The sequence below is a fragment of the Litoreibacter halocynthiae genome (assembly GCF_004365635.1).
Classification (GTDB): Bacteria; Pseudomonadota; Alphaproteobacteria; order Rhodobacterales; family Rhodobacteraceae; genus Litoreibacter; species Litoreibacter halocynthiae.
Genome location: NZ_SOBH01000003.1, coordinates 423,715 through 436,029, shown reverse-complemented (window position 1 = coordinate 436,029; position 12,315 = coordinate 423,715). Strand labels below are relative to the sequence as shown.

At 61.4% G+C, this 12,315-nt stretch carries 11 protein-coding genes; 1 reads left to right on the top strand and 10 read right to left on the bottom strand.

Annotated elements, in window-relative coordinates:
• Window positions 1-60 precede the first annotated feature (60 nt).
• The 10 genes from BDE40_RS13930 to BDE40_RS13885 form a co-directional block, all read right to left on the bottom strand.
• Entirely contained in the window at window positions 61-1,701 is a 1,641-nt protein-coding gene (locus BDE40_RS13930) for a hypothetical protein (protein ID WP_211342436.1), read from the bottom strand.
• A 146-nt stretch (window positions 1,702-1,847) separates the two neighbouring features.
• Window positions 1,848-2,330: a gluconokinase gene (locus BDE40_RS13925; protein ID WP_134015490.1), complete on the bottom strand. Its 483-nt coding sequence runs from the start codon at window positions 2,328-2,330 to the stop codon at window positions 1,848-1,850.
• On the bottom strand, window positions 2,331-3,092 hold the full coding sequence (locus BDE40_RS13920) for an SDR family oxidoreductase (protein WP_134015488.1): 762 nt from the start codon (window positions 3,090-3,092) through the stop codon (window positions 2,331-2,333). It abuts the gene before it with no gap.
• 69 nt (window positions 3,093-3,161) lie between these two features.
• A complete protein-coding gene (locus BDE40_RS13915; protein WP_134015486.1) occupies window positions 3,162-4,130 on the bottom strand; it encodes a P1 family peptidase in 969 nt (322 codons plus the stop codon).
• Window positions 4,130-4,870: an SDR family oxidoreductase gene (locus BDE40_RS13910; protein ID WP_134015484.1), complete on the bottom strand. Its 741-nt coding sequence runs from the start codon at window positions 4,868-4,870 to the stop codon at window positions 4,130-4,132. The genes BDE40_RS13915 and BDE40_RS13910 overlap by 1 nt, the downstream gene beginning before the upstream one ends.
• Window positions 4,871-4,893: 23 nt before the next feature.
• A complete protein-coding gene (locus BDE40_RS13905) occupies window positions 4,894-6,348 on the bottom strand; it encodes an aldehyde dehydrogenase family protein (RefSeq protein ID WP_134015482.1) in 1,455 nt (484 codons plus the stop codon).
• A 12-nt stretch (window positions 6,349-6,360) separates the two neighbouring features.
• The gene (locus tag BDE40_RS13900) at window positions 6,361-7,914 is read right to left on the bottom strand and encodes an ABC transporter ATP-binding protein (RefSeq protein ID WP_134015480.1); all 1,554 of its coding nucleotides are present in this window, start codon (window positions 7,912-7,914) and stop codon (window positions 6,361-6,363) included.
• The gene (locus BDE40_RS13895) at window positions 7,911-8,720 is read right to left on the bottom strand and encodes an ABC transporter permease (RefSeq protein ID WP_134015478.1); all 810 of its coding nucleotides are present in this window, start codon (window positions 8,718-8,720) and stop codon (window positions 7,911-7,913) included. The genes BDE40_RS13900 and BDE40_RS13895 overlap by 4 nt, the downstream gene beginning before the upstream one ends.
• Window positions 8,717-9,661: an ABC transporter permease gene (locus BDE40_RS13890; protein WP_134015476.1), complete on the bottom strand. Its 945-nt coding sequence runs from the start codon at window positions 9,659-9,661 to the stop codon at window positions 8,717-8,719. Before BDE40_RS13890 ends, BDE40_RS13895 begins: the two co-directional genes overlap by 4 nt.
• Window positions 9,662-9,683: 22 nt before the next feature.
• Window positions 9,684-11,156 carry an ABC transporter substrate-binding protein gene (locus BDE40_RS13885; RefSeq protein ID WP_134015474.1) on the bottom strand — a complete coding sequence of 491 codons (1,473 nt, stop codon included), beginning with the start codon at window positions 11,154-11,156 and terminating at the stop codon, window positions 9,684-9,686.
• Window positions 11,157-11,402: 246 nt separating this feature from the next.
• On the opposite strand from BDE40_RS13885, the gene panC reads away from it, so the two are divergent.
• A complete protein-coding gene (gene panC, locus BDE40_RS13880) occupies window positions 11,403-12,248 on the top strand; it encodes a pantoate--beta-alanine ligase (protein ID WP_134015472.1) in 846 nt (281 codons plus the stop codon).
• The last annotated feature ends 67 nt before the right edge of the window (window positions 12,249-12,315 follow it).

Below are 12,315 nucleotides of genomic sequence, written 5' to 3'. Positions count from 1 at the left end.
CGACCAGGTAGAGACCTCAAAGCCTGTACTACCAATTGCTGCGTTAAGCCGGAACGCACGCTAGGGAATTCCCGCAGCGATCAGAGCTGCAATGACTTTGCGACCCAGATCTGCTTTGGCGACGGGATGGGCCGCCTTGTAAGCATCAAGATTAAACCCTGGAGACCTGCGCATCAGCTCTCCAGCAGTAGCACGGGCTTCTTCACCACGGCCCAAAAAATGCAGTGCGGTAATTTTTGCGCGTAGCGTGGAAAGATGCCGGTCATTGTATGCCAATGACTCGTTCGCAAGCTTCAAGGCGTGATCGTAGTCTTCGGCGGCCAGAAACGCGGTGCTAGACAGGCTATCAAAATAATATCTGAACGGATCAATTGGCGACAATCCGCGGGCTTTCAGTGCCGCAGTTACCGCGCCCGCACCTTCGTCCTGAAACGCCAGAAGCGCCGCACGCAAAAGCCATGACAGGCTTTCGCTCGGGTTGATGCCAATCGCGCTGTCATAGCGCTGGCTGGCAACCCCCATTTGCGGCGGCAGATTGTTAAGCGCAATCCCGTCAATCACCAAAGAGAAGGAGCTGTCGGGGTTGATATCAAGCGCCCTCGATGTCGCATCCAGCGCTTTTTGGGTGTCGCCCGCCCTATCCGTTGTCCAGCCGTTGAACACGCATAAAACATACCACCTTGCCAGCCACGCATGTGTTTCCGCGGCCATGGGCGTACGAGACACCGCCTCTTCCAAATAGGCGCGGGACCTGGCGAAGTCGCGGAACGTCAAGCTGTGCATCAGCGACACGCCCCCGATAAGCAGGTGATGATCTTCAAGCTCGGGCAAAGGGCGGTCGTTTATATAGGTAATGGCCTCGTCGGCGATAGAGCGGCCAATCGCGCGCACGACATCGTCAAGCCCGCTGGTCATAGCATCCCAGAAATTCGCCGGGGGTCCGGCGATCTGCCGCGTCCATAGGATATTGCCATCGCGCGCGTCGACGAAATCCATGTCTACGACGATCCGCCCTCCCATTTCGCGGATCGAGCCGGTGATGAAATAATCAACGCCAAGCTTTTGGCGGACATCAAGGGTGCTGGTCGTGCTTGTTGCCAAGGCACGGCTCGACAGATGGGAAATGACGGACAGAAGATTGGAGCGCGACAGCGAGCGGCAGATTTCTTCTGCCAGCCAGTCGCCCAGTACCCACAGGTTCTTGTCCCCCAATACCCGCTGAAACGGCATTGCAGTGACACGCGGCAAGGGGCGTCCAAGCGCCGAACGTGGTGATGTACGATACAAAGCCGCAATCTGGCTTTCGTTTGCCCGCATCGCAGCGACCCAGTTTTGAAAACCCGCGACATCAATGCCGATACCTTCCATGAACGCCCCGTTCCCCGGTGCGCCCGAAAAGTGAACGGACGACAAGTCCAGTTCGATATCGCTGTTGGTGCATTTGATAAAGCGGTCAAAGTTTGAGCCCAAAATGTTACGCAGATCGGACAGCGCTCGACGCAAATTCTGGCGTCCATCATCATAGCAATACGGGCCCCACAACGTCCGCTCCAGATAGGATCGGGTACGTCGCCCCAGAGGTGCCGTTGCCAGAAGCGCGAACAGCGCCCTGTGCTTTGCGCCCTTGATTTCGATCCCGTCGGTGCCTTCGATGCGCACGTCGCAAGGCCCGAACAATGAAATTTTGAGTTTGTCGGCCACCAAGACCTCGCTGCTTGTTCTGAAGACAAAGCTAACGAGTTGCCACGAGGTTCACCAAGTTCTTCACGATTTTCTCACATGAGAAAAACCTCCTGATTGGAAGACCTTAGCGTGCGCCATCTCGTGTGCACGGGGCTATCTGACGGTCAGAAACAGGCGACCACTTGCTGCACCACGGCGTCGAAGTCCTGCGCTATGTCGATGGCGAAGCCTGCCTCGTCAGCTTGCAACGGTTCCAGCGTCGCGAACTGGCTGTCGAGCAGGCTGACAGGCATGAAGTGTCCAGTGCGGGCGGACATGCGGGCTTCGATCACCGCGCGGTTGCCGATGAGGTGGACGAAGCGGGCTTGTGGACATGCGGCGCGGATGCGGTCGCGGTAGCTGCGTTTGAGAGCGGAGCAACCGATCAGCGTCGGGCCGCCGGCTTGCATCAACGCCGCGCCCACCTTGTCGAGCCACGGCGCGCGGTCAGAGTCGTCGAGCGGTGTGCCTGCGGCCATCTTTTCGATATTGCTTTGCGGGTGCAGGTCATCTCCGTCGAAATAATGCGCACCCAAGCGACCCGCCACTGCATGCCCGACCGAGGATTTCCCCGATCCCGCAACGCCCATGACGATGGCTTTCAGCATCTAGAGTGACGCCGTGATGCCGCCGTCGACATAAAGGATATGCCCGTTCACAAAGCTGGACGCGGGCGAGGACAGGAATACCGCCGCGCCCACCAGCTCGTCCACATTTCCCCAGCGGCCTGCGGGGGTGCGCTTTTCCAGCCACGCCGAGAAGTCGGCGTCGGCGACCAGCGCGGCGTTCAGCGGGGTGTCGAAATAACCCGGCGCGATGGCGTTGCATTGCAGTCCGTGCTTGGCCCAGTCGGTCGCCATGCCCTTGGTCAGGTTGCCCACCGCGCCCTTGGTCGCGGTGTAGGGCGCGATGCCGGGGCGGGCCAGTGCGGTTTGAACCGAGGCGATGTTGATGATCTTGCCTGCGCCGCGAGCGATCATGTGGCGCGCGACGGCTTGGCCGACATGAAAGACCGAGGCGATGTTGGTTTGCAGCAGCTTCTCGAACGCGTCGGCGGGGAAGTTTTCCAGTTCTGTCCGGTGCTGCATCCCTGCGTTGTTGATCAGGATGTCGATGGGGCCGGTATCGGCCTCGAACTCGTCCACCGCCTTGCGAACGGCCTCGTGATCAGTCGCGTCGAATGCCAGCGTATGCGGCGTGTCGAGCGCCTTGGCGGCGGCGCCGAGTTTGGCCTCGTCGCGGCCGTTCAGAATGATCTCGGCGCCTGCATCCTTCAACCCTTGGGCCAAGGCGTAGCCGATGCCCTGAGAGGAACCGGTAACAAGCGCGCGCTTGCCTGTGAGGTCGAATAGAGCGGCGCCCTTGGTCATGGTATCATCCTTGATGTGTAGGTGCCAACATTGTGGCACGGAAAACGGCTTTGGGAAAAGCGCTTATGTTTAGGGGTTGAAGCAGGGCTGTGGGTCGTTCTCGGCGGGGGTCGCCTCAAAGATCGCGCGGGCGATGGCGCGGGCAAGGCAGGTCGCGGCGGCGTGGCCGATCCTCAGTGGGTCGCCTTGCTTGTCGCCTGCAGAGACCGCGAAAATCAAGTCGCCGTCCATTGGTGTGTGCGACGGCACAATGGCCCGCGCCATGCCGTCATGAGCGGCGACGGCCATGCGTTTGGCTTGCGGTTTGGTCAGTTTGGCATCGGTGGCGACGATGGCGATGGTGGTGTTCGCGCCCTCGCCCGCGTCGGTTTTCAAGGGCAGCCTGACCGCGCCGTAAGAAGCGGGGTCACCTCCAAGACCGCCGAATTCGGCGTCGATTTCAGACTGCGCGGCCCAGAATTTTCCCTTGGGCGTGACGACCGAGCCGATGGGATTGGCAACGACCAAAGCGGCGACGGTGACGCCATCGTCAAGGATGATGGAGGCGGAACCCAGTCCGCCCTTGTAGGTGGCGGAGGTCGCACCTGTGCCAGCGCCGACCGACCCCAAAGCGAAATCTCCTGTTGCGTTGTCGAGTGCTGTGCGGCCCAGCTTGGCGTAGGGGTTCTCGCCCCAGTCATTGCGCCCGCCATTGAGCAAATCGAAGATGATCGCAGCGGGGACGATCGGCACGCGTACGTCGCCGACCGCGAAGCCACGCCCCTGTTCGCGCAGGCCTGACACCACGCCGGAGGCTGCGTCCAGCCCGAAAGCGGAGCCGCCGGAGAGGACCAGCGCGTCGACGGCTTCGACGGATTTGTCGGGGTCGAGCAGGTCCGTTTCCCGCGTGCCAGGTGCGCCGCCCATGACATGGACCGACGCTATGAAAGGCGAGCCTGCCGTCAAGACCGTGACGCCGGATTTCAGGGCGTCGTCCTGCGCATGGCCGACCTTCAGGCCCGCCACATCGGTGATCAGATTTCGCGGACCGGCCTTCATCAGATGCAACGCCCACCATCGACTTCCATGCAGACACCGGTGATCATCGACGCCTCCTCCGAGCAGAGAAAGCAGGCAGCGTTTGCCATGTCCTCGGGCGTGGAGAAGCGGCCCAGCGGGATGGTGGACAGGAACTTGGCACGAATTTCCGGCGTGTCTTCGCCCATGAAACTCTTGAGCAAGGGCGTTTCGCCCGCCACGGGGTTGATCGCGTTGACGCGGACGCCTTCAGGGGCCAGTTCCACCGCCATGGCCTTGGTCGCGGTGTTCATCCAGCCTTTGGAGGCGTTGTACCAGTTCAGCCGCGGGCGCGGGCTGACGCCTGCGGTGGAAGCGACGTTGAGGATGGCACCGCTGCCCTGTTTCTTGAGCAGTGGGACGAGGTGTTTGGCGGTCAGGTAGACGGATTTGCAGTTGACCGCGAAGACCTTGTCGAAGTCGTCTTCAGAGACGTCTTCCATCGGGGTCGGCAGGTGCGTGGTGCCTGCGTTGTTGATCAGGATGTCGATGCGCCCGAAGGCGTCGAGCGTGGCTTGCACCATGGCTTGAACGCTGGCGTCTTGGGCGACGTTGGCCTCTACCGCGCGGGCGTTTTGGCCAAGCTCTGCCACCAAGTCATCTGCCATGTTCAGATCTGCGATCATGACGTTGGCGCCTTCGGCCACAAACTTGCGCGCAATTCCTGCGCCGAACCCCGACGCGCCGCCGGTGACGATTGCTGTTTTTCCTTCAAGCCGCATGTGGGGTCTCCCTTATCTTCAATTCAGCCGTGCAGGGCGGCGACAGTTTTGAGGGTTGAGAAGCCATAGAGCGCCTCGAACCCTTTTTCGCGGCCATGGCCGGACAGGCCGGTGCCGCCGAAGGGAAGCTCCACCCCGCCGCCTGCGCCATAGTTGTTGAGGAACACCTGACCCGAGCGCAGCGCCTTGGCCAGCCGCATCTGCCGCGCCCCGTCGCGGGACCAGACGGAGGCGACAAGGCCGAACTGCGTGCCGTTGGCGATAGACAGCGCCTGTGCCTCGTCATCAAAGGGAATGACCACCTGAACCGGGCCAAAGATTTCTTCCTGTGCAAGGATGTGGCCGGGGCTGACGCCTGCGAAGAGCGTGGGCGCAACGTAGTGGCCATCTGCAGGCGCGTTGTCCACGATCTGGCCTTGGGCGGCTTTTTCCAACGATGCACCGTGAGACAGGAAACCTTCGACCACCTCTTTCTGGCGGGCAGAGATCAGGGGGCCCACGTCCAGATCTTCCATCGCGGGGCCGACTTGCAACTCGCCATAGCGGGCGGCCATGCGGTCCAGCACCTCGTCGAACACGCCGCGTTGCACAAGGATGCGTGAGGAGGCGGAGCAGGTCTGGCCCGCGTTCTGCACACCCGCGTTCACGAGGAACGGTAGCGCCGCGTCGATGTCGGCGTCGTCGAATACCAGTTGCGGGGACTTGCCGCCAAGCTCCAGCGTGACGGGGACGATGTGTTCTGACGCTTGGCGCTGGATTAGCTTGCCGACGCCGACGGAGCCGGTGAAGGAGATGTGGTTAACGTCTGCATGGCCGGACAACGCTGCCCCGGCCTCGATGCCTAGACCCGGCACTACGTTTAATACGCCGTCAGGCAGGCCCGCTTGGCGGGCGAGGTCGGCGAAGGCGAGGGCCGTCAGGCAGGCTTCCTCGGCAGGTTTCAGCACGGCAGCGTTGCCCATCGCCAGCGCCGCGCCGACGGACCGCCCGATGATCTGCATCGGGTAGTTCCACGGGATGATGTGGCCGGTGACGCCATGCGGCTCGCGTAGGGTGTAGACGGTGTAGCCGTCGAGATAGGGGATCGTGTGGCCGTGCAGTTTGTCCGCCGCCCCGCCGTAGAATTCCATGTAGCGGGCCAAGGCAAGGGCGTCGGCTTTGGCCTGCTTCAGCGGTTTGCCGACATCCATGGCCTCCAGCCGCGCGAGCCTGTCGGCGTTCTCCAGAACCAACTGGCCGATGCGAGCAAGAATGCGCCCGCGTTCAGGGGCGGTCATGCGGGCCCATGGGCCTTGAAGGGCCTCTTGCGCGGCAGCCACGGCGCGGTCGATATCGTCTTGCTGGCCACGGGCGATCAGGCAGATCACCTCGCCGTTAGAGGGGTTCTCAAGCTCAAGCGTCTGCCCTTCCGCCGGGTCGACCCACGCGCCGCCGATGAAACACAGGGCAGTATCGAACCAGATGTCTTGGATGCTCATGGGATGGCCTTTCTATGGTTCGGGAAGCGTCGGTGCGGCAGCTATTAGAGTCTGAGTGTAGGGATGTGTGGGGGCAGTGAACAGACGTTCAGTGTCGCCTTCTTCGACGATTTTGCCCGATTGCATGACGAGGCAACGGTCGGTGATGGCGCGGACCACGGACAAATCGTGGGAAATGAACAGGTAGGTCAGGCCGAACCGGTCGGACAAATCGGCCAACAAATCGAGGATTTGCGCCCTGATCGACACGTCGAGGGCCGATACGGCCTCGTCCAACACGATGAGTTCGGGCTTGATGATCAGGGCGCGGGCAATGGCGATGCGTTGGCGCTGGCCGCCGGAGAACTCGTGGATGTATTTCGTCTTGTCGGCGGGGGTGAGGCCGACGGAGATGAGCGCTTCGTCTATTTCGGCGTCGGTGGCTTTGCGGCCCACCAGATGGAACGGCTCGGACACCAGACGGGCGACCTTGTGCCGCGGATTGAAGCTGCCATAGGGGTCTTGGAACACGACCTGCATTTTGCGGCGAACTGCTGGCCCGACGGGTTGGCCGTCGAGCAGGATGGTGCCGCCTTGCAATGGTTCCAGCCCCAGAATGGCCCGTGTCAGCGTCGATTTTCCGCAACCGCTTTCGCCGACAAGGCCAAGGCTTTCACCGCGCTTGATCTGGAAGCTGACATTGTCTACGGCGCGGAAAGTATCCGCCGCACCGAAGAGGCTTTTGCGTGGCAGCGTGTAGTCGCGGATCGCGTCGTTGATCTCCAGCAGCGGTTTATCCTCTGGGGTGGCGTTGCGTTCGGGCTGATGACTGGACGCCGCGAACAGCGCCTTGGTGTAGGGGTGCGTCATGGTGCGGTGCAGATCCGCACCGCCTTCCTCCACCACCTCACCGTTTTTCATGATGGCAATGCGGTGCGCCATGTCGCTGACCACGGCAAGATCGTGAGAAATGAGCATCAACCCCATGTCGTCCTCGCGCACCAGCCGCGACAGCAGATCGAGGATTTCGGCCTGCGTGGTCACGTCGAGCGCCGTCGTCGGCTCGTCCGCGATCAGCAGTTTCGGCTGCAAGGCAATCGCCATGGCGATCACCACGCGCTGGCGCTGGCCGCCTGACATCTCGTGCGGGTAGCGGCTGAGGGGAAACTTGTATTGCGGCAGCTCGCAGCGGGTCAGGGCATGGGCGGCGCGCTTCATCGCGTCCACCTTGGAGGTGTTGGGCTCGTGGATCAGGATAGTTTCCGCCACCTGCGCGCCGATGGTTTGCACGGGATTCAGCGCGGTCATGGGTTCCTGAAACACCATTCCCACGTCGCGGCCCCGCATCGCGCAGAGGGCCTGTTCAGACTTGGTCAGCACGTCCCCGCCCAGCAAGTTTATGCGCCCTTGGCATGTCGTGCCGCTTGGCAGCAACTGCAGGACCGAGAACGTCGTCAGCGACTTGCCGGAGCCGCTTTCGCCAATCACACCTAGGATTTCGCCATGGTTCAACGACAGCGACACGTCGCGAAGAATTGGAATACCTCGGATCGACAAAGACAGGTTTTCGATGGACAGGAGGGTCATCGCAGCACCCTCAGTTTCGGGTCCAGCACGTCGCGCAAGCCGTCGCCTGCAAGGTTCAAGCCCAACACGGTGAGCAGAATGGCGAAGCCGGGGAACAGGGCGACATGGGGTGCAAGCGCGATCAGGGTTTGCGCGTCTGCCAGCATCCGGCCCCAGCTTGGCGTGGGGGGCTGCGCACCTAGCCCGACATAGGACAAGGCGGCCTCGGCCAGAATGCCCAACGAGAACTGGATTGTGCCTTGCACGATCAACAGGTTGGCGACGTTGGGCAGGATGTGCTCGACGGAGATGCGCGTCGCACCCTTGCCCGCGACCCTTGCCGCCAGCACGTAGTCACGGGTCCAGAGAGACAGCGCCGCGCCGCGGGTCAGTCGCGCAAAAACGGGGATATTGAAAATGCCGATGGCGATGATGGCGTTGACGGCGGAGGGGCCGAAAATCGCGGTGATCAGGATGGCGATCAGCAGCGACGGGAAGGCAAAGATCAGATCGTTGCCGCGCATGATGACCTCGTCCAGCAGCGAGCCTTTGCGGGCAGCGGCGGCGAGGCCAAGCGGCACGCCCAGCCCCATGCCGATGACGACCGCGACGATGGCCACGGCGATGGAGGTGCGTGCGCCGACCATGATCATCGAGAAGATGTCGCGCCCGAAATGGTCGGTGCCGAACCAGTGGTCGGCGGTCGGGGACTTAAGCTTGTTGGCGATTTCCAGAACGGTGACGTCATAGGGCGTCCAAACGAAGGAGACCAAAGCGCCGATTGCGAAAATTGTGGTGAGGATGAGCCCGAAGGTGAGGTTCCTCATGACCGCCCCCTGAGGCGCGGATCGACCCACGCATAGGCCAGATCGACGGCGAAATTGACCATGATGACGGCGAAGACCAGCAGGAATACCACGCTTTCCACCATAATCAGATCGCGCTGCGATATGGCTTGGAAGACGAGGCGGCCAAGGCCCGGCAGGTAGAAGACGTTCTCGATGATGATCGCGCCCGCCAGCAGAAACGAGAATTGCAGGCCGATGATGGTCAGCACAGGGATCATGGCGTTGCGCAGGGCGTGCCGCCAGAGCGCTTGGCGTTGCGTCAGCCCCTTGGCGCGGCAGGTGCGGATGTAGTCCTCTGACAAGGTATCAAGCAGGGCGGAGCGCATGACGCGGGCAAGGATCGAGGCCTGTGGCAAGGCCAGCGCGATCGCGGGAAGGGTTAGCGCTTTCAGGGCCGCCAGCGGGTGTTCCCAGCCGGGAAAACCCCCCGCAGAGAACCAGCGCAGGTTTATGGCGAACAGCAGCACCATGAGCATGGCGAACCAGAAGTTGGGGATCGCGATGCCCAATTGCGTCGCCCCCATCACCGACATATCCGCCCAAGAGCCGCGTTTTGTGGCGGCGAGGATGCCGACGGGGAAGGCGATCAGGACCGTGAGGCCCAGCGCGATAAGCGCAAGCGGAAGGGATATCCAGAGGCGGTCACCGATGATCTCGGCCACTGGTGAGCGGTAGGTATAGGAGGTGCCGAAATCACCCGACAGCATTCCGGTCACCCACGACAAGTAGCGCGCGCCAAGGGAGGCGTTGAGCCCCAGTTCTTCGCGCAAGGCGGCGACCGTGTCGGGCTGCGCGTTGATGCCCAGCATAAAGGAAGCGGGGTCCCCGGGGATTACCTCGATGCAGGCAAAAATGACAAGACTCGCCACGATCAGCGAGATCGCGAGCGAGCCTATTCTCTTGATGGCATAGCGTAGCATATTGGTCCGCTATGCCCCGCGCTTACTCGGCCCAGCTGACGGCGGTCAGATCAATCGCCTGCGTCGGTGCATCGGGCCAGATGCCTTGCAGCTTGGCGTTGACCACCGTGGTCAAGGCCAGCTGGAACAAGTAGGCGTTGACGTAATCCTCGGAAATGATCGTCTGCGCCTGTTGCAGCATCTCGGTGCGTTTAGCGCCTTCCGCCTCGACGTCGAAATCGGCCATCAGCTTTTGCAGGTCGGCATTGTCATACTGGAAGTAGTAGTCGGGCCGCGCATAGATACCGATATCCATCGGTTCTGTATGCGACACGATGGTCAGGCCGAAATCCTTGCCACGGAAAGCCTGTTCCAGCCATTGCGCCCATTCCAGATTGCTGATTTCCGTCTCGATCCCTACCGCACGCAATTGCGCCGCAATGATCTCGCCGCCGCGCCGCGCGTAGGAGGGTGGCGGCAGTTTCAGCGTGGTTTTGAAGCCGTCGGCCATGCCTGCCTCGGCCAACAGGGCTTTGGCTTTCTCGGGGTCGTATTCGGAGTTTCCGGTCAGGTCGATATAGGCCGGATTATGCGGCGCGAAGTGGGAACCGATGGGCGTGCCGTAGCCGAACATCGCGCCGTCGATGATGGCTTGCCGGTCGATGGCGTGGCTCACGGCCTCGCGCACCAGCTTGTTGTCGAAGGGGGCTTGCTTGTTGTTCATCGCAAGGATCGTTTCGCCCTCGGTATTCCCGGCCAGCACGGTGAAGCGCGGGTCGGCTTCGAACTGTGCGAGGTTTTCCGGCGCGGGGTAGCTGTAGAAGGCATCTACGTCTTCGGCCATCATGGCGCCGAAGGCGGCGGTCGGCTCCGAGATAAACTTGAACGTGGCTTTGTCCAGCTTGGCCGCGTCGCCCCAGTAATCTGCGTTCTTCACCAAGGTGATGCTGTCGCCCTGTTTCCAGTCGTCAAACTTGAACGCCCCGGTTCCGACCGGTTTGACCTTTATGTCGTCGATGCTTTCAGGGGCCACGATCACGGCGTCGCCCCATGCCATGTTGAACAGGAAGTTGCCTTGAGGTGCGGTCAGAGTGACTTTGACGGTCAGCGGATCCACGGCTTCGACGCTGGCGATATTGGCGAACAGCGCTTTTTGAGCGTTCACCGAATCTTCGGCCCGCGCACGGTCGAGTGAGAATTTAACATCAGCAGAATCCAGATCCGTGCCGTCGTGGAATTTCACGCCACTATGCAGTTTGAATGTATAGGTTTTGCCGTCCTCGGAAATGTCCCAATCTTCCGCCAATCCATTAATGACCGAGCCGTCGGAAGCGAAGCGCATCAGCCCCTCGAACACGTTGGCATACAGAACCTGGTCGATTGCACCTGCTGCGGCAGAGGTCGGGTCCAGATGCGGCGGCTCCAGTTGCAGCCCGATGGTTACATCGGTTTTGGCGATGGCCGCCCCTGTTAGCAGCGCTGTTGCTGCCATGGTTCCAAAAATCCAGCGGGTCATTTGGGGAATCCTCCGTTCGGGTAAACGCGATAGCCGCGCCGTTGGGCGAAGTCTGTAACGGATTTGCAAGGTAATCAAGCGCAAGCCACTGGTAACACAGACGCTAAATTGCTAGGCCCTGCGCAACTTTGTTGCGAGAAGGCCCGCCCTCATGAGCGCCACTGCCCGTAAAGCCCACGAAGATGCCCCCCGCAGCGACCCTGCGTCGGGGTACACATTTACGAAAACAGCACCGGAGCAATTGACATGAGCGCGCCTATTGTCCGCTCCCTGAGCGACTTGCGCGGGATGGTTTCAAGATGGAAACAGAGCGGTGAAACCGTAGGCGTGGTGCCGACCATGGGAGCGTTGCATCAGGGGCATCTGAGCCTTGTGCGAGCGGCCAAGGAAGGCTGCGACCGCGTGGTCGTGACTATTTTCATCAACCCCAAGCAGTTCAATAACCCCGAGGACTACGAGAACTATCCGCGCACGGAGGAAGACGACGCCCGCAAGCTTGGGCCTCTTGATGTTGATGCCGTCTATGTTCCCGATGGGCCGACAATGTATCCTGACGGTTTTGCCACCAATGTATCTGTTGGCGGGCTGACGAATGTGCTGTGCGGCGCGCACAGGCCAGGCCATTTTGACGGCGTCGCGACTGTGGTCAGCAAATTGTTCCTGCAAACCCAAGCCGACCGCGCCTATTTTGGCGAGAAGGATTTCCAGCAGTTGCAGGTGGTCACTCGCTTGGCCGCTGACTTGGACATTCCCATCGAGGTTGTAGGTTGCCCGACCATCCGCGAGGAGGATGGATTGGCCATGTCGTCACGCAACCTGCTACTGTCCGACCGCGCCCGCGTTTGGGCGCCTGAGCTGAATGCAGCGATGGAGGAATTGGCCGAAGGGTTGTTGGCAGGAGGCGATGCCGTCGAGCTGCGCGCGCAGGCCGTGGGCCGTATCGAGCGGGCGGGCTTTACCGAGGTCGAATACCTGGACCTGCGCGCCTGCGATACGTTGGAAGAGCTGACCTCCCCCACCCGCCCCGCACGACTGCTGGCCGCCGCATGGCTGGCCGGAGTGCGATTGATCGACAATATTGCGGTGGGGTAGTTGGAGTGCCGGATGTCTGGTTTGAGCCCATTTTGAGCGATGCTGCGCGACGTGCGAATGACGGCAT